The organism is Winogradskyella sp. PC-19 (assembly GCF_002163855.1).
Lineage (GTDB): Bacteria > Bacteroidota > Bacteroidia > Flavobacteriales > Flavobacteriaceae > Winogradskyella.
Window position 1 is genome coordinate 645,434 of the sequence record NZ_CP019332.1, and the last position, 18,008, is coordinate 663,441.

The following is an 18,008-nucleotide window of genomic DNA, read 5'->3' on the forward strand; positions in this document are numbered from 1 at the left end:
ATCTTATTTTTATTGTATTAAATTGTCATTATATCTGAAACTCGAATAAGTTCCATGTTTATTTTTGATTTTCCTTTTACGGCTTGGTCAAAAGGTGTTAAATCCATAATATCATTTTTAAGACCGACCATGTAATTACTTTTTCCTTCTAGCAAACTTTCTACAGCCTTTACACCCATTCTACTAGCTAAAACACGATCAAAACAACTCGGTGAACCACCACGTTGCATATGTCCAACTACGGATACTCTAACTTCATACTCAGTCATATTCTCTTCTACATAGTCAGCAAGTTCAAATACGTTTTTACCTATACGGTCACCTTCTGCTACAACGACTATACTCGATGATTTACCAGATTGTTTACTTCGTCTTAAAGACTCTAACAATCTGTCTAAACCTAAATCTTCTTCGGGTATAAGAATTTCCTCTGCACCAGCACCAACACCAACATTTAAAGCTATATGTCCAACATCACGGCCCATGACCTCTATAAAGAAAAGTCTATTATGAGAACTTGCAGTATCTCTAATTTTATCAATAGCTTCGACAGCCGTATTAAGTGCTGTATCATAACCTAAAGTATGTGTAGTGCCGAAAATATCGTTGTCAATTGTTCCTGGAATACCCATTACTGGAAAGCCAAATTCTTGATTAAAAACCATTGCCCCAGTAAAACTACCATCACCGCCAATAACTACAAAAGCACCAATACCGGCACTTTTTAAATGTTCGTGTGCTTTTTGTCTACCTTCCTTTGTTCGGAATTCTTTTGAACGTGCAGACTTTAAAATAGTTCCACCTTTATTTATAATTCCTTTTACACTTCTGGCATCCATTTTAACGAAGTCGCCTTCCATCATGCCTTCATATCCGCGATAGATTCCATAACATTCTATATCATGAAAAGCACAAGCTCTAACTACTGAACGAATAGCTGCATTCATTCCTGGAGAATCTCCTCCAGATGTCATTACACCTATTTTTTTTATTTGATTTTGCATCAAGATTATTTGTTTACAGTAAAATTATGAAACTAAAGACATAATATTATGACTAAAATCATAAAAAAAAGATGCTAAAAGCATCTCAAACGTTATAGTTAATAAATAATTAAGGTTTTTATTATAGATATAATATTATAAGAGTCTTAATTTTTCTTTTCCTTAATAGACATAAATTCTTGAGTCAAATCTTCTTCAGCGTCTTTACTCACTTTTTTAGCTTCTTCTTTTTTTCTTTTCTTTTCGTTCGTGAAAATTTTCTGAATTAACTCTTTGAAGTTGTCAAATTCAACATTATAAGAAATTCCAAGTCCTTGAGTAAATCCGACTCTATCTCCGAAATTACGAATTGTATTTTCTCTGTTAAATACTGTGGCTTTAAGTGTACCATCGTCATTTAAAAGCCAATCAATTTGAACATCACCAGCAATTGTGGTTTGTGTTGTACTACCGAACGGCACTCCAAATTTACCATTAATGATTACTTTGTCTGTAAGTTTAGTTTGGAGTGTAAGTCCTACTCTGCTCTCTGTTTCAAAATCAGGATTGTTTTGAGCTAAGTCTAAGTCAACACCTATCTTAAAGTTGTCATTATCATCGCCAAAAATACTACCAATAATTCCATTTATTCGTTCTGAAATAGTTCCAGTAAAATCCAATGAACCACCAAAAAAACTACCAGATGTTAATAAAAATATGGCCTGGTTACTGCGTTGTTCTTTTGAAGACAATCTGTAATCTAACTCTGCCCTAATTGTCGACTCTACACTTGGGAAATTGAATGTGAAATCGGGGTCCGGTTTTTCTAGTCGTCCAGTTAAATTTATCTCTAAGTCTACTGGTATGGTTCTATTAATAGGTGCGTCTAATAAAGCTGAAGGATTTGTTGTTGTACTATATAATGCCTTCAAATTAATTTGTGCATTTAATGGAGCACCATCCCAAGTAATATTTCCGCCACGTTCTACAGTAAACAACTTTTCAATAATTGCACCATATTTAAATTTATAAGTTCCTTCATAAACAACAAAGTCACCATACATTTCAAACTTACCATTTGTATTTATAAAAATTCCTAAGTTGCCTTCGCCCCTACCTTTTATGGTACTGCCAGAATTCTTATCTATAACTATCTCTATAAGAGCGTTTGGTTTTACATCGAGGTTAAATTCAAGATTTAAACCTTTAATTTCGGTTTGTGAAGCAATCTCACCTTTGGCGCGTTTTGCTTTGTCCTCAGGACTTAAAAATTTAATGTATGAGTTGTCACCAAAACTCTCTGCATCATTAAGAGGAATATTAAACACAGTTCCTTCTTCAGTTTTTCCTTCTACTGCAATTGTGAGGTTATCTGTGTATCCTTTTATCTGGGCTTCACCAGAGACAAATCCAGTACCGTAATACAACTCTTCTTCAGACTCTTTAGTATTTAAAACCAATAACCTATCGGTTGTTAGGTCTAATCCTAATTGCCAATCACTAAAATTATTATGCTCTATATAACCATTTAAAAATCCTGTAGAAAAGTACTTAGAATCTGTCAGTTCAACATTATTAAAGATAAATTGTTGATTTTTTAAAGTAACTTTAGAATCAAAATCAAAACTATAATCAACATTAAGGTATGGTATTCCTAAACCGGCTTTATCAAGTAATAATTCGCCATCAACACTTGGTTTTTTAAGGCTTCCACTAACTTTTGCATTACCAGATACTAATCCTCTAATATTACTAATAACACCTTCACCTAAAGGATTAAGAGGGTCTATCAGAAAATCTTCAAAAGCAACATCTACATTAATATTTGGATTTCTTTTATTGACGTCAACAAAACCTGTAGCATCTAATGTCTTAACACTTGTATTTTGAAGCTCTACATCTATATTATATTTGGTTAGAGAGTTATCGCCTTTCACAATTGCTTTTAGATTACCCAAATTATATTGGTTAACATTAAATTGCTCTATCTCAATATCTGATTTAGGTAAGTAAACACCTTCGTTTTGAAGTAAAGCCAATTTTCCATTAACTCGTCCTGCAAGTGCTAAACTATCTATTCTTGGAGTAATCTTTACAAGTTGTACGTTTTTAAAATCTAGATTTAAATCTTTATAAGTAGAATCCCTTAAAACACCAGCTAATAGAATTTCTTCTTCACCCTGATTGACTCTAATATCATCAATTTTGAAATTATTAAAATTTCTATCAAAAGTTATTTTATTGAGATTATCCTTGTTATAATTTACAAACCAATCAAAACCTTTAAACTTTAATTCAGACTTTCTAAATCCTATTACAGATTTGTTTTCTTCACTTATAGTGTAGAAAAGATTCATATCGTAATCATCGGCATAATCGACGCCTCCTTTAAATTCTGACTTTATAAAAAGTGTATCTCGCTTCGTAACATTAATCAAGCTAAAATCTGAAACATCATAGACATCAGAATTTAGATTCTGAATTTCTAAATACGTGTTGTATACTGGATTATTGTTATCTACTTCTAGATTAATATTAGTAGCAATGTAATCTTTGAATGAAATTTTAGGTGAATTAAACTCTAGTTCAAAACCTTTTTCATCTGTCTCTATACGACCCTTGACTTTAGTATTCTGAGCAAGATTTAAGTTTTTATCAAAAACAGCCGCAATTTGATTATATATTTTAAAGTTAAAATCTAGATATTGTCCTTCTGAAATTTCATGAGGTTTGTAATTGGTATATATACTACCAAGAGAATTTTCAGCTAGTTTGACAATTTCTTCAATTTTAAATTTCCCTTCAACTTGACCGTTAATAATATCAGGAGAGTTAACTTTTATGGTTCTCACATTATTATCATTAAAAGTAGATACAATCGCAAAATCTTGAAAGGCATAGCGTTTATCTTGATTCTTATAGCTAGTGTTTTTTACATTTATCTTTCCTCGAAGATTATCATAATTAGAGCCAGTGACAGCCATATCAACTAATCCTCTAAACTCAGCTATATCGTCACGATTTACAAAATTTAAAGCCCTAAGATTAGCATAAGTTACATTGGCTTTGAAATCAAATTTTCTGATTTCTTCGGTCATATCGGCAAGACCACTAAAGTCTAGTATTATGTTTGGGTCTTTAGTATTAAGTTTTCCGTTAAAAATATTCTTTCCTACATCTCCAGAGACATCAATACCAGTGTATCTATAGCCATTATAATCCAAATAGGTTACATTCCCTTTGACATTAGTTTCTAGATTTTCTAGTGCAAAACTTTTTCCCTTTACGTCAAGGTTTAAAGAAGTTTCTCCAACAAGTGGATCATTTAGAATAGTACCAATATCAAAATCTTCTAAAACAATATTTCCTTCATAATTTGCATTATCTATATCTCCAATATTAGTTAATTTTAAATCTGATTGGACATAACCAAGCTCTGTAATAATCTTTAAATCGGCATCTATATCCTTATTTGTAATTACCGAAGTTCCATTAAGTCTAAAATTACCAATTTTAGCAAATACCGATGGTATTGAACTACCTAACACATTAGGTAACAAGGCTGTTAAGTCTCTATAATTTGAAGATAAATTTCTGTAGCGCCCTTCTAAGATAAAATTATCATCTGCACCATTGAATAAGTTTTTAAACTTTATATCTCCAATAATTCTAGTATTTCTTGTAGTACTTATATTTAAATTTTCTGCAAATAAATCATTTAAAGTGCCTGATAAGTCTACATTAAGACTTGCTTTTTGATTTGTACCAAACTCATCATAAAAAGCGTTAAGCTCACTTAATTGGACATATGAATCCTTGAAACTAGCAGAGACTTTTACTTTATCTGTAAATTGCTTAAAATCCTTGCGATCATAATCAAAACGAAGCTTACCAATAAGATTTGAAGCTTTAGTCTTAATGTTTAATTGCTCAAAACTCATATAGTCCAGTGTGTATTCAAAATTGGCCATGAGATTTTCTATCCTAAAACCTCGTGCGTCCAAAAAACTAAAGGTGTTTATGCGAGTTCTAACTTCTGGTCCGTTGATTAAAAAATCAGTTGCATTTGCATTGAGTTCTGTAAACTCTATAATTTTTGGCGTTTCTTTATTTTGGTCTATTAAACGAAAAATTCCATTAGAAATAGAAATATCACTAGAGGATAATAAAAAGTCACTTGGTCCTTGTCGAGGATTATCATCTTCGAATCTATCTACAAAAACATCTAAATTTGTATCTATTGAACCTTCGTATGTTTTAAGGTTAAAAACTAAGTCTTCAATATCTACATCTCCAAAAGTCAGTTTACCATTGTAAAGATTATTTACACTAATAATGGATGTGTTTAGTTCTTTTATTGCAAATAGGGTATCTAACTTATAATCTCTAATTAAAATTTCTTTTAGTTCTACATCACCATTAAACTGAAGTCCAACCTTACCAATGTTAATATTGGTTTTATAGTCTTCATTTATCTTCTTTGTTGCGTATTTACCAAGCTTTGTCTGTACTGCAGGTATTGACAGTACCAATACCAAAATAGTAAAAAGCAGCACTATTATTGCTGCAATTTTTCCTATTATTTTTAAGACCCTTTTGATAATTATGTTTATTAATTGATGTGCGTAAAACCTTTATATTTGCACTTGTTTGTACGATTTATTTAAGGTTTTAGACTATGTGTTTCAAAATTAACAATTATTGTGCCTAATCATAATTAATGACCAAAGAAAATATATACATTTTAGGAATCGAATCATCTTGTGATGACACATCTGCTGCCATACTTTGTAACGACCAAATTTTGAGCAATGTTGTTGCAAGTCAAAAGATACATGCAGAATATGGTGGTGTGGTTCCAGAATTGGCATCAAGAGCTCACCAATCGAATATCGTTCCTGTTGTCCATCAGGCTTTAAAAGAAGCTAATATTACTAAAGACCAGCTACATGCTATTGCCTTTACACGTGGACCAGGTCTAATGGGCTCGCTTTTAGTCGGTACCTCTTTTGCAAAGTCATTAGCTTTTGGTCTAGACATACCTCTTATAGACGTAAACCATATGCAAGGTCATATCTTGGCGCATTTTATTGAAGAAGATGATTACAAAAAACCACCATTCCCGTTTTTGGCAATGACTATTTCTGGCGGACATACTCAAATAGTCAAAGTAACCAACTATTTTGAAATGGAAGTTATTGGCGAAACTATTGATGATGCCGTTGGTGAAGCTTATGATAAAAGCGGAAAAATTCTTGGATTGGGTTACCCAGCTGGCCCACAAATTGATAAGCTTGCACAAATTGGAAATCCAAAAGCATTTCAATTTACTAAACCCAAAGTTGATGGTTTAAATTTTAGCTTTTCGGGTTTAAAAACAGGTATACTTTATTTTGTTCAGAGGGAAACTAAAAAAAACTCTGATTTTGTAAAGGAAAATTTAAATGATATTTGTGCTTCTATACAATATACCATTATTGGTATTTTGATGGATAAACTAAAGTTAGCCATAAAACAAACCGGAATTAAGCATATAGCTATTGGTGGTGGTGTTTCGGCAAATTCGGGTATTAGGTCTGCACTAAAAAATGCAGAGCAAAAACACGGTTGGTCAACTTATGTGCCAAAATTTGAATATACCACAGATAATGCAGCTATGATTGCAATCGTTGGATATTTAAAATATCTAAAAAAAGATTTTTCTGATTTTGACGTAATGGCTACCGCTAGATTGAAGATTTAAAGGCATAATATTTGATTAACTTATTTGAAATAAAAAACGATTAAATAATGAGAATTAAATACATATTCATTTTTCTTATTTCATTCACTTCCTTTTCTCAATCTAATTATGAAAATATGTTAGAAAGGGTAAGCTCAAAAACACAAGCAAACGTTTTTATAAAGCGTTTCAAGTCTGAGGTTAAAGCAGAAGTTATTAATATAACATCAGAAGACACACTTTATGGCACTTTAAATCTTTCAGAGTCAAAAAAAGGTGATACGAAATCAATAGATTCAGTATCTGGAAAGATAATTTATAAAATCCTCGGTAAAACAGAAAAAAAATCAACAAGTTATAATGCTAGTATCATGGAATTTGACAGTAATAAAATAACAATTTCTGAAATTAATTCTTTGCGTTCTTTTATTCTAAAAGGTATTAAAAATGGTGAGCATAAATTCGAGAATTTAGCGCGTGTTTATTCTTCTCATCCATCTGCCAAAACTGGTGGTGGATTAGGTTGGACAAAAGAAGGTACATTCTCAAAAAGGTTTGAAAAAGCAATTGCAGATAAAAGAGTTGGTCAAGTTTTTAGTTTTGATGAACACCGCGAGAATAAACACTATGTTATTGTAAAAACAGAAGAGAGTAAAAATTTAGAGAGTATAACCGTTTTAAAAGTAACTGACCTATAAAAATGCAATTGTTTTATAATCAAAATATTACAGAAAGTGATGCTATTATCAATTTTGATAAAGATGAAAGTCGTCATATTACAAGAGTGCTACGTAAGTCCGTTGGTGATATTTTACAAATTACAAATGGTAAAGGCTGGCTTTTTACTTCTGAATTAATTTCTGCAGAACCAAAACATTGTTTAGCCAAAATTATTTCAAAAAAAGAATATAAAAAGCGTAACTATAAATTACATCTAGCCGTTGCCCCTACTAAAATGAATGATCGCTTTGAATGGTTTTTAGAAAAAGCAACTGAAATAGGTATAGATACTATTACTCCTATCGTTTGTGACCACAGCGAACGTAAAGTCATAAAGACTGAACGTTTTGAAAAGATTATTCAATCGGCTATGAAACAGTCTTTGCAATATCATTTACCTGTATTAAAGCCACTAACCACTTTTCAAGATTTTATAAAACAAGATTTTAGTGGTCAACAATTTATTGCACACTGTGAAGACACTGACCGTAAATCGTTAAAGTCAAAAATCAAAAGCAATAAAGACATCACTATTCTTATTGGGCCTGAAGGCGATTTTTCTGTTAAAGAAATTAAAGAAGCGCTACAGTATAAATTTATTCCTGTAACTTTGGGTAACACTCGTTTAAGGACAGAAACAGCAGCAATAGTTGCTTGTCATACAGCTGTTTTTAATAATGAATAAATTAATGAAAAAACTAATTTATATTTTTTGTTTTCTATTTCCAATGTTCATTTTTACACAAAATGTTGCTGTGTTAAAATATGAAGGTGGCGGTGACTGGTATAGCAATCCTACGGCTCTACCAAATTTGGTGAAATTTTGTAACGATACTATTGAAACCAACATTAACGAAAATATTGAGACCGTAGAAGTTGGTAGTATTGATATTTTTCAATATCCATTTTTACATATGACAGGTCATGGTAATGTTTTTTTCAGCGATGAAGACAGTGAGAACTTGAGAAAATACTTATTATCTGGCGGCTTTTTGCATATTGATGATAATTACGGAATGGAGCCTTATATAAAAAAAGAACTTAACAAGATTTTTCCAAACAAAGAGTTGGTAGAAATACCAAAAACCCATCCAATTTTTAATTCGGCATTTGACTTTCCAAATGGTTTACCTAAAATACATGAGCATGATGCTAAAGCTCCACAAGCTTTAGGTATTTTTGATGAAGGTCGATTAATATTACTATTTACTTTTGAAAGCGATTTGGGTGATGGCTGGGAAGACCCAGAAGTACATAACGACCCAGGAGATGTGCGTCAAAAAGCACTTAAAATGGGTGCAAATATTATGAAGTATGTCTTTATTAATTAAGCCTTAAGATGATAGAAAATAAACTAGAGAGCATAGAAAGTTCAAGAGAATTTTCATTAGTATTTAAGCTATTAGCTTTTATTTTGGTTATGACTTTTACTTTTCAATCATTGCATTCAATAAATGAACACACCTATTCTACTAAAGGTGCTAGTATTCATAGACATGATTGTACAACTCCAATTCATCTTTCATATTTTTGTCAATAATTAAGTGAAAATAATATGAAATTAAGTTACCGTTGCTCGTCTTGTAAAAAAGATAACCATATCAAAACTAAAGCTACAAACAGACATGAACTTTTGATGGAACTTGGTAAAGAGGAGTTTAACGAGCGTTGCAGGTATTGCGGTAATTTTACAAAAAAACATATCAATAGACTATATGCAGACGATAATTACATGTTTGTATTAGTTGGTTTTATTGCTGCTGCTATTGCGACTTACTTTCTTTGGGATTTTGGTTATGTGTCTACGCTTACAGGTGCAATACCTCTATATTTTTGGATTGAAATGAAGAAAAAGTCAAGTATGTTCAATCGAACTATGGTAAAGTAAATATGCAACTCAACCATTACAACTCCACTTTCAAAAAACAGAAATTCTCAATCACTTTAGTTTGTGACAATGTGACTAATGCACCGAACATTGGTAGTTTGTTACGTATATCTGATGCCTTAGGTGTTAAAGAACTTGTTTTTTGTGGTGATAATGTTCAGTTAGGTAAGCGCATAAAAAAGACATCTCGTGCTACAGAAAAATACGTATCGCATAAAATACAACCAGATATTCTTGAAGTTGTCAAAGACTTAAAAGCAAAAGACAATTTTATAATCGCCTTAGAAATTACCGATAGTAGTATTTCTCTCAATGATTTTAAACTGAATACTGAGCAACCCATAACCTTGATAATTGGCAATGAGAGTTTCGGCATTTCAGAAGATATCTTAATACTTACAGATGCTACAATACATATCAATATGTACGGTGAAAACACAAGTATGAATGTTGTGCAAGCGACGTCAATAGCCCTTTACGAAATGACCAAGCAACTAAAGTCATAAAATTTGTCCCACAATAATTTGTTTCTCTTACTACTCCTGCAAGGTTTTAAAAACCTTGTAGGTATAAAACATCAATTTGTCTATATTTAGACCATGAATTCAAAAATTATCGCAAACGGTATTTTAAGAGCTGTAGGTATTTTACTCGCTGTAGCATTGGTTTTATTTTTTATTTATAAAATCCAGTCTGTTATAGTATATATTGCTGTAGCGGCAGTTATATCGCTTATTGGAAGACCTTTAGTTTTATTTTTAAGACGAAAATTAAAATTTAACAACACCATTGCTGTAGTTTTTACCATGGTTTTATTTATGGCTATTTTAGTTGGCTTAGTTGGTTTATTTATTCCGCTTATTACCGAGCAAGGACAGAACTTAGCGCTATTGAACATTGACAAACTTCAGGATAATGTTCAGGATTTATATAATCAAATCGTCACTTATTTTGAGTTTAACAATATTGATGTAGAACAATCTATCAAAGATTCTGGTATGTTATCTAAAATTGATTTTGCGCTGATTCCAGATTATTTGAACAAGGTTGTCAGCGGTTTAGGTAGTTTTAGTATAGGATTATTTTCTGTGTTATTTATTGCTTTCTTCTTTTTAAAAGATAGCAAACTTTTTGAAGACGGCATCTTGACACTAGTTCCTAAAGGTAATGAGTCGCGATCAAAACGCTCTTTCAATAAAATTAAAGATTTATTATCGCGCTACTTCGGTGGATTATTACTTCAAATTTTGATTTTATTTATAATCTACACTATAGTATTGTTAATTTTCGGGATTGACAATGCAGTTGTTATTGCTTTTTTGTGTGCATTATTAAACCTTATACCATATGTCGGACCATTAGTTGGTGCTTTTCTAATGATTTTATTAAGCATGTCTAGTAATTTAGGCGAAAGTTTTAGTGAGGTTATATTACCAAAGACTACGTACGTCATGATTGGTTTTATAATTGCGCAATTAGTAGATAACTTCTTCAGTCAGCCATATATCTTTTCAAAAAGTGTAAAATCACATCCTTTAGAAATCTTTTTAATTATCATCATTGCTGGAATTTTATTTGGTATTGTTGGAATGATAATAGCTGTACCAACATATACAGCAATAAAGGTGATTCTAAAAGAGTTTATGTCGGAGTACAAAGTGGTTAAAAAGCTCACAAAAGGATTATAACACGTCTTGAATCTTTCAATTCTAAATACCGAAGTTCAGGCTTATATTGCTGAAAATCTAAAACAAGATATTTCAAAATTACTTTTAAAAAGTATTTCTTTTCCAAATGTTGGAACAAAAAAAGTAATTGAACAAATCGAAGCCAAAAAACGCTCTGAAAAGAAATTACCCACTTGGTTTCATACTAAAAATATTTACTACCCTAATAAGCTAAATATTGAGCAAACATCTTCTGAAGTAACAGCAAACTATAAAGCCAGTTTGGTTTCAGGAAAATCTCTGATTGATTTAACCGGCGGCTTTGGTGTTGATGCTTTTTACTATTCAAAACAAATAAATAAAGTTACCCATTGCGAAATAAACGCTGAACTTTCAGAACTTGTTAAACATAACTATAAAGCATTAAATATATCTAATATTGAATGTATCAATGACAACGGTATTGATACATTAAAACGCTTAGATAATCCATTTGATTGGATATATCTAGACCCATCGCGTCGCGATGACTCTAAGAAAAAAGTGTTTTTATTGTCCGACTGTTCACCAAACGTAAAGACGTTTCAAGGACTATTTTTAAAATATGCGAAGCAGGTGATGATTAAAACTTCGCCCTTACTAGATATTAAGGCTACGCATTACGACTTAAAGTTTGTGAAAGAATTACATATCGTTGCTGTTGATAATGAAGTAAAAGAGCTTCTGTGGATTTTAGAACGTGACTATGAATCTGATTTTAGAATTATAACTGTTAATTTGAGTAAAGATATTGAGCAGAAATTTGAGTTTAATTTTGAAAATGAGTCTAGCTCATTAGCAGAATATTCAGAACCACTCACCTATCTCTACGAACCCAATTCGGCAATATTAAAAGCAGGTGCTTTTAATTCTATTAGTACGAATTTAAATCTACCTAAACTTCACAAACATTCTCACCTATACACTTCAGAGAAGTTAGTGGATTTTCCTGGAAGACGTTTTAAAATTGAAAATATTATCCCTTTCAACAAAAAACAATTTGCCAAAGAAAAGATTAGTAAGGCAAATGTAACGACAAGAAATTTTCCTTTATCAGTTGGTGATATTCGTAAAAAGTTAAAAATTAAAGATGGTGGAAACACGTATTTATTCTTCACGACTAATAAAGATGAAGAAAAAGTAATCATTATCTGTTCTAAAACTTAAAAATAGAAGTATCAGTAAATGCAAAACAGGTAGCATCTTCAGGTTTTGACTTTGTATTTAGGCCTGTAAACAAACTAAAAGCAGGTAAAATCAACTGTTTTGAGTTGATTTGATAACAAGGTAATTTCAATTTTTGCTTCCCTTTACCTTTAATGAGAACACCAGGATGTGTATGTCCTGAAAGGGTAAAAGAATCAGAGTTACCATCTTCAGATTCATGAATTAAAATAAATGGTCCAATGTTCATTGTCGTTATAACTTCAATACCTAAATCATCCATCAGTTGATTAGACTGCATATCGTGATTTCCTTTGATTAGCACCAATTTTAAATTTTCAAACTGACGCAACCACAATTTAAAAGTAGACATATCGCTATTCGTTTCAGCATGAAATAAATCACCAACTATCAATAACTGATTCACTTCAAAATGTGTAATCAATGCTTTTAATCGCTCTAAATCTTTCTGAAGAATACCATCTGGCATTGGTATACCATGACGCCTAAAGTGTGCTGTTTTACCAATATGAATATCAGATAAAATCAAAGCATTCTTATTTTTCCAATAAATAGCACGTTGATTAGTTAAGGTTAATTCCTCTTGTTTTATGGTGATATGTTTAACTACAATATTCAATTTAATCAACTTTAAACGCTTGTTCTTTAATACGTTGAATCCTTTTATCTAAATTCTCATTACTCATTGTACCGCGTAAGCTATCTACTTTAAGCGGAAAACTCAAAGGTGTAAACGATTTAGCACGCTTTACTATAATTCTACTTTTTGAGATACGCTCAAAAGCTTGTTGCAAGCGTGCTTCTTCTAGTTGTTGATTAAAAACTTCTGTATATGCTTGACGCAATAATAAATTATCAGGTTCATAATCTTCAAGAACCCTAAAAATAAGTCCTGATGAGGATTGTAAGCTTTTGTTATTCTTTCGAGTTCCTGGTTGAGATTGTACCACCAAACCTGCGATTACTGCAATATCTCTAAACTTACGCGATGCCATTTCTGAAGAATTAATACTGGCAATAACATCATCCATAAGATTTTCTTTACTCAATAAGGCGCTAATATTTTCTTCTGAAATTGGTATCGGTTGGTCACTCAATAATTCAAAACCATAATCATTCATGGCAATTGTAAATGTGATAGGCTTTAGTTTACTGATACGATACGCCATTAATGCAGAAAAAACCTCATGTACCAATCGGCCTTCAAATGGATACATAAATAAATGATAGCCATCTCTAGTCTCTATCAATTCAACCAAAAACTCATCCGCTTTTGGAATATGAGAATGTGCATCTTGCCTGCTTACCAAAGGATTCAAAAAACGCAATTCTTTTTCTAAACGTCCTGGCTCTAAGGCATCCGATAATTTTAATCTCAAATAATGACTTAAATGAGAAGTCAGCGGTAATCGTCCACCTAGCCAACTTGGTGAGACCGCTTTCTTCGCTTTACTGCGTCTTACTAATACAGTCATATCCTTAATTTGAACTAATTCTAATACGCGACCTGCTAAAATAAAACTCTCACCGGGTTTCAATTTTGAAACAAAGAACTCTTCAATCATCCCAATATAACCACCTGAGAAGTATTTTACTTTCAGGTTCACTTCACTCACAATTGCACCAATGTTCATACGATGTAACATACTAATGCGACGACTTTTTACTTTGTATTTACCATCTTCATCTTGGAGAACTTTATGAAATTCTTCGTACGAATGCAATGTCTTCCCACCTTTAGTAATAAAATGTAAACACCATTGCCAATCATCTTTGGTCAGATACTGAAAGGCATGCACTTGATTAACACGTTGAAATAAATTATCCGTATCAAATCCTTCACCAACAGCCAATGTCACCATAAATTGTACTAAGACATCAAAGGTCAACACCATTGGGTCTCTAGATTCCATTTGTTTGTCCTTAATAGCTTCCTTCAATGCAGATACTTCAACCAATTCCAAAGAATGTGTTGGCACAAAGTATATTTTAGAACGCTCAAAAGGTGAATGACCACTACGGCCAGCACGTTGCATAAAACGTGCGATACCTTTCACCGAACCAATTTGAATGACACAATCCACAGGTTTAAAATCTACACCCAAATCGAGTGAAGACGTACAAACCACAGCTTTAAGATAGCCTGAAGCGATATTGTCTTCAATCCAATTCCTTAATTTTTTATCTATTGAACCGTGATGTATAGCCAAAAGACCTGCCAAATCAGGTTGTGCATTTAAAAGTACTTGATACCACAACTCTGCCTGTCCTCTGGTATTTGTAAAGATTAAAGTGGTTGTGTTGGAAGCGATTATGGGCAATATTTTATCCACCATTTTTGCACCTAAATGCCCAGCCCAAGGCAATACTTCAATTTCGTCTGGCAATACCGAAATGATATCTAGTTTCTTTTTTTGTTTGGCCGTTATTGTAGTTACTTTTAAATCAGAGTATGGTAATAGCACCGATTTGGCTTCTTCTAAGTTGCCGATGGTTGCCGTAATTCCCCAAATACGAAGCTTGGGTGCATAATGTCTTATTTGAGAAATCGCTAACTCTGTGAGTACACCACGTTTATTTCCAAGCAATTCATGCCATTCATCAATAGCCACACATTTTAGATGTTTAAACCATCTTGAATTCTTTTTTTGCGAGAATAATAAGTGCATGGTTTCAGGTGTGGTTAACAAGATATCTGGCATTAATCGTTCTTGCTTGCGACGCGTAGCCGTTGGTGTATCACCATTTCTAACCTGTACTGACCAATCTAAGCCAATATCATCAACCGCTTCTGTCATGGCTTTTGCCAAGTCTTTTGCTAATGAGCGCAACGGACTTATCCATAATAACTTTAACCCTTTTGGATACTTTTCAGGATGATTAAGATAATCTATAACAACAGCTAAAAATACCGAAAAGGTCTTACCAAAACCTGTTGGTGCAATCACCATACCTGAATAGCCATTGGCATAGCGTTGCCAAGTCTGCATCTGAAATGGAAAAGGTGCTTGCCCTTTTTCAGCCATCCAATTGTTAATAATGCGCAAGCCATCGCTCTCTCTAAATTGACTCAAGATGCTGTGATTAATTGTTTAACTGTTTCTATAGTATCTATTTCATCAACTGGCTTGTCTTTTCGCCATCTCGCAATTCTTGGAAAACGTAAGGCTACACCAGATTTATGACGATTACTAAGCGCAATACCTTCAAAGGCAATTTCAAAAACTAATTCTGGTTTTACGGTTCTAACTGGTCCAAATTTTTCAATAGCGTTTTTATTTACCCATTGCGATATTTCTGTAATTTCTTTATCTGTTAATCCAGAGTAAGCCTTTGCAACAGTCACCAAAGCATCGTCTTTTTTTACAGCAAAAGTATAATCTGTATATTTAGAACTACGGCGACCACTACCCTTTTGAGCATAAATCATAACGGCATCAATAGTTAAAGGGTCTACTTTCCATTTCCACCAATCGCCTTTTTTTCGACCAGTATGATATGGTGACTTCTTTTGCTTTAGCATTAATCCTTCGCTGTTTATCGCTCTAGAATTGTTTCGAATTTCATGAAGTTCTTCCCATTGATTAAAGTTAACTAAAAATGAAAGCTCAATATTATTTGGTAATGCTACCGAATTAAAAATAGATTCTAATTGCATTCTACGCTTTTCAAACGGTTGCTCTCTAATATCATCACCATTATATTCTAAAATATCATAAGCTTTGAAACCCACAGGAACGTCTTCCAACAACTTTTTAGTCACATTTTTACGATTCAAACGTTTTTGCAAATCATTGAATAATAATACGTCATTGTCTTTCATAGCCAGTATTTCACCATCAATGACAAAATCATCTTTGAAATTAGATAATGCTTCAACTAACTCTGGAAATTGCTTTGTCACCAACTCTTCACCACGAGACCAAATATATATTTCATTATTTCGTTTCACAATTTGCCCACGAATACCATCCCATTTTTGCTCAACAATCCAATCGTTTGGCTCACCCAATTCTGGCAAGTCTTTTTCTAAAGCATAAGCCAAACAGAATGGATAAGGCTTGGAATTATCGTAATTTATGTGTTTACCATGAATCAATTCTTCAAAAGAAATGCTATCAATGTCCCAATTACCGATTATACTATGCATCAATTGGTTGGCGTCAATATTTGTGAGTTTCGCTAAAGCATTAACTAAAGTCTTTTTCGAAACACCAATTCTAAAACTACCACCAATAAGTTTATTAAAAATAAGACGTTCTTGTTGATTTAAACCAGACCAAGCCTCTAAAACAAATGCTTTCTTAGCGTCATCAGATTTTGGTTTCAAGGCCTTGAGTTCAGTCATCCATTCATTCAAACTTAAATCTAAATGATGAGACGATTCTGGTAATAATAAGGCTAAGGTTTCCCCTAAATCACCTACGGTACTGTAACTCTCTAAAAACAACCATTCAGGTATGTTTGTCAATTCCATACACCATTCTTTCATTAACGTTGTTTTTACAGGACGTGATGGTCGTTTCCCTGTAAACAAGCCAATAAGCCAAAGTTTATCCTTATCTGGTGCGATTTTAAAATAATTGACTAACGCATATATCTTAGCGTTGGTCTTATTGGTGATTTCTATTGTGCTAATTAATTCTGAAAATAACTTCATTCTGTTTCAATATTTTCAGATGCTGCTTCTGCTTTCGCTAAAGCTTCGTCTCCATATTCTGTTTTTAATTCATCTGCTTTAATCCCTATTTCATTAAGGTATTTTGAAAACACAGCTTGTGAACCATGGGTAACGTAAACCTGTTCTGCTTCTGTTGATTTTACTGCCGTAATTAAGCCATTCCAATCGGCATGGTCGCTGACTACAAAACCAGCATCGACTGCTTGCCAACGCCTATTACCACGTATTTGCATCCAACCAGAACAAATCGCTGTAGCTGCATTCGGTACACGCTTTAGCATACGCGAACCCAATAAAGCTGGTGGTGCAATAATTATTTTATTCTGAAGAGTTTTCTTGTCTAAGTCTGCAGACCATAATTTGGTTTCTGGCAATTTTAAGCCAGAACCTGAAATGGCTTCATTCAAATTATGAATAGCACGATGCACATAAATCTCATCACAGCCATCTAATAAAGACATTAAACGTTGAGCCTTACCCAATGAATAACCAAAGAAAACAGAAGTTCTATTATTTGCTTGATTGGTTCTTACCCAGTTCTGAAGTTTCGTTTGGATGTCTTCTTCAGGTTTCCAATTATATATTGGCAAACCAAAAGTACTCTCAGTTATAAAGGTGTTACATTTTATAGGTTCAAAAGGTTTGCTAATAAAATCGGGTTGTGTCTTGTAGTCTCCAGAAAAAACAACGATGTAGCCTTTGTATTCCAACCTAATTTGAGCAGAACCTATAACATGACCTGCAGGATAAAAACTGACCTTTACACCATTTATAGTTAAAGACTTATCGTAAGGCAAACTTTCAATTGAAATGTCTGCACCTAAACGGTGTTGCAGAATAGCTTTGGAATCATCAGTGCATAAATACCGTTTCATTCCCCAACGTGCATGGTCGGCATGCCCATGAGAAATAATAGCATAATCGACAGGATACCATGGGTCTAAGTAAAATTTACCTTGAGGACAATAGATGCCTTTTTTAGTGAATTTAATGAGTTGGTTTTGAATATTCATTAGATAACGAAGTTATTAAATAATGAAATTAGAAAGTTGTAAAAATGGGTTAAAGTTTAACAATTAAAAATTCATAAAAACAAAAAAGTCCTACTATTTCTAGTAAGACT

At 32.7% G+C, this 18,008-nt stretch carries 14 protein-coding genes; 8 read left to right on the plus strand and 6 right to left on the minus strand.

Annotated elements, in window-relative coordinates; genetic code table 11:
* Positions 1–17 precede the first annotated feature (17 nt).
* Both pfkA and BTO05_RS03020 read right to left on the minus strand, forming a co-directional pair.
* Positions 18–1,004, minus strand: a complete 987-nt coding sequence (gene pfkA / locus BTO05_RS03015) for a 6-phosphofructokinase (RefSeq protein ID WP_087491240.1) — start codon at positions 1,002–1,004, stop codon at positions 18–20.
* A 146-nt stretch (positions 1,005–1,150) separates the two neighbouring features.
* Entirely contained in the window at positions 1,151–5,539 is a 4,389-nt protein-coding gene (locus BTO05_RS03020) for a translocation/assembly module TamB domain-containing protein (RefSeq protein ID WP_232459766.1), read from the minus strand.
* 164 nt (positions 5,540–5,703) lie between these two features.
* On the opposite strand from BTO05_RS03020, the gene tsaD reads away from it, so the two are divergent.
* The 8 genes from tsaD (at position 5,704) to BTO05_RS03060 (ending at position 12,186) form a co-directional block, all read left to right on the plus strand.
* The gene (gene tsaD, locus BTO05_RS03025; RefSeq protein ID WP_087491241.1) at positions 5,704–6,726 is read left to right on the plus strand and encodes a tRNA (adenosine(37)-N6)-threonylcarbamoyltransferase complex transferase subunit TsaD; all 1,023 of its coding nucleotides are present in this window, start codon (positions 5,704–5,706) and stop codon (positions 6,724–6,726) included.
* A 47-nt stretch (positions 6,727–6,773) separates the two neighbouring features.
* Positions 6,774–7,403 (plus strand): peptidylprolyl isomerase, encoded by a 630-nt coding sequence (locus BTO05_RS03030; RefSeq protein ID WP_087491242.1) that lies wholly within the window; start codon positions 6,774–6,776, stop codon positions 7,401–7,403.
* A gap of 2 nt (positions 7,404–7,405) precedes the next feature.
* The gene (locus BTO05_RS03035; RefSeq protein ID WP_087491243.1) at positions 7,406–8,110 is read left to right on the plus strand and encodes a 16S rRNA (uracil(1498)-N(3))-methyltransferase; all 705 of its coding nucleotides are present in this window, start codon (positions 7,406–7,408) and stop codon (positions 8,108–8,110) included.
* Between the two features lie 4 nt (positions 8,111–8,114).
* Entirely contained in the window at positions 8,115–8,756 is a 642-nt protein-coding gene (locus tag BTO05_RS03040) for a DUF4159 domain-containing protein (RefSeq protein ID WP_087493272.1), read from the plus strand.
* Positions 8,757–8,980: 224 nt separating this feature from the next.
* Entirely contained in the window at positions 8,981–9,313 is a 333-nt protein-coding gene (locus tag BTO05_RS03045; RefSeq protein WP_087491244.1) for a hypothetical protein, read from the plus strand.
* A 2-nt stretch (positions 9,314–9,315) separates the two neighbouring features.
* Positions 9,316–9,819, plus strand: a complete 504-nt coding sequence (locus BTO05_RS03050; protein WP_087491245.1) for a TrmH family RNA methyltransferase — start codon at positions 9,316–9,318, stop codon at positions 9,817–9,819.
* A 93-nt stretch (positions 9,820–9,912) separates the two neighbouring features.
* The gene (locus BTO05_RS03055; RefSeq protein ID WP_087491246.1) at positions 9,913–11,001 is read left to right on the plus strand and encodes an AI-2E family transporter; all 1,089 of its coding nucleotides are present in this window, start codon (positions 9,913–9,915) and stop codon (positions 10,999–11,001) included.
* 6 nt (positions 11,002–11,007) lie between these two features.
* Positions 11,008–12,186 carry a class I SAM-dependent methyltransferase gene (locus BTO05_RS03060; protein ID WP_087491247.1) on the plus strand — a complete coding sequence of 393 codons (1,179 nt, stop codon included), beginning with the start codon at positions 11,008–11,010 and terminating at the stop codon, positions 12,184–12,186.
* Here the strand turns inward: BTO05_RS03060 and pdeM are convergent.
* Genes pdeM through BTO05_RS03080 form a run of 4 tightly spaced genes read right to left on the minus strand, consistent with a single transcriptional unit; the run spans position 12,176 to position 17,898 of the window.
* Positions 12,176–12,823: a ligase-associated DNA damage response endonuclease PdeM gene (gene pdeM / locus BTO05_RS03065; protein WP_087493273.1), complete on the minus strand. Its 648-nt coding sequence runs from the start codon at positions 12,821–12,823 to the stop codon at positions 12,176–12,178. The two genes, BTO05_RS03060 and pdeM, sit on opposite strands and share 11 nt — an antisense overlap.
* Position 12,824: 1 nt before the next feature.
* Positions 12,825–15,278: a ligase-associated DNA damage response DEXH box helicase gene (locus BTO05_RS03070; protein WP_262508176.1), complete on the minus strand. Its 2,454-nt coding sequence runs from the start codon at positions 15,276–15,278 to the stop codon at positions 12,825–12,827.
* Positions 15,275–16,864 carry an ATP-dependent DNA ligase gene (locus tag BTO05_RS03075; protein WP_087491249.1) on the minus strand — a complete coding sequence of 530 codons (1,590 nt, stop codon included), beginning with the start codon at positions 16,862–16,864 and terminating at the stop codon, positions 15,275–15,277. The genes BTO05_RS03070 and BTO05_RS03075 overlap by 4 nt, the downstream gene beginning before the upstream one ends.
* Positions 16,861–17,898: a ligase-associated DNA damage response exonuclease gene (locus BTO05_RS03080; protein WP_087491250.1), complete on the minus strand. Its 1,038-nt coding sequence runs from the start codon at positions 17,896–17,898 to the stop codon at positions 16,861–16,863. Before BTO05_RS03080 ends, BTO05_RS03075 begins: the two co-directional genes overlap by 4 nt.
* Positions 17,899–18,008 lie beyond the last annotated feature (110 nt).

Coding starts and splice junctions, on each gene's coding strand:
- pfkA (WP_087491240.1), bottom strand. CDS start 1,004: ATGCAAAATCAAATAAAAAAAATAGGTGTAATGACATCTGGAGGAGAT.
- tsaD (WP_087491241.1), top strand. CDS start 5,704: ATGACCAAAGAAAATATATACATTTTAGGAATCGAATCATCTTGTGAT.
- BTO05_RS03030 (WP_087491242.1), top strand. CDS start 6,774: ATGAGAATTAAATACATATTCATTTTTCTTATTTCATTCACTTCCTTT.
- BTO05_RS03035 (WP_087491243.1), top strand. CDS start 7,406: ATGCAATTGTTTTATAATCAAAATATTACAGAAAGTGATGCTATTATC.
- BTO05_RS03040 (WP_087493272.1), top strand. CDS start 8,115: ATGAAAAAACTAATTTATATTTTTTGTTTTCTATTTCCAATGTTCATT.
- BTO05_RS03045 (WP_087491244.1), top strand. CDS start 8,981: ATGAAATTAAGTTACCGTTGCTCGTCTTGTAAAAAAGATAACCATATC.
- BTO05_RS03050 (WP_087491245.1), top strand. CDS start 9,316: ATGCAACTCAACCATTACAACTCCACTTTCAAAAAACAGAAATTCTCA.
- BTO05_RS03055 (WP_087491246.1), top strand. CDS start 9,913: ATGAATTCAAAAATTATCGCAAACGGTATTTTAAGAGCTGTAGGTATT.
- BTO05_RS03075 (WP_087491249.1), bottom strand. CDS start 16,864: ATGAAGTTATTTTCAGAATTAATTAGCACAATAGAAATCACCAATAAG.
- BTO05_RS03080 (WP_087491250.1), bottom strand. CDS start 17,898: ATGAATATTCAAAACCAACTCATTAAATTCACTAAAAAAGGCATCTAT.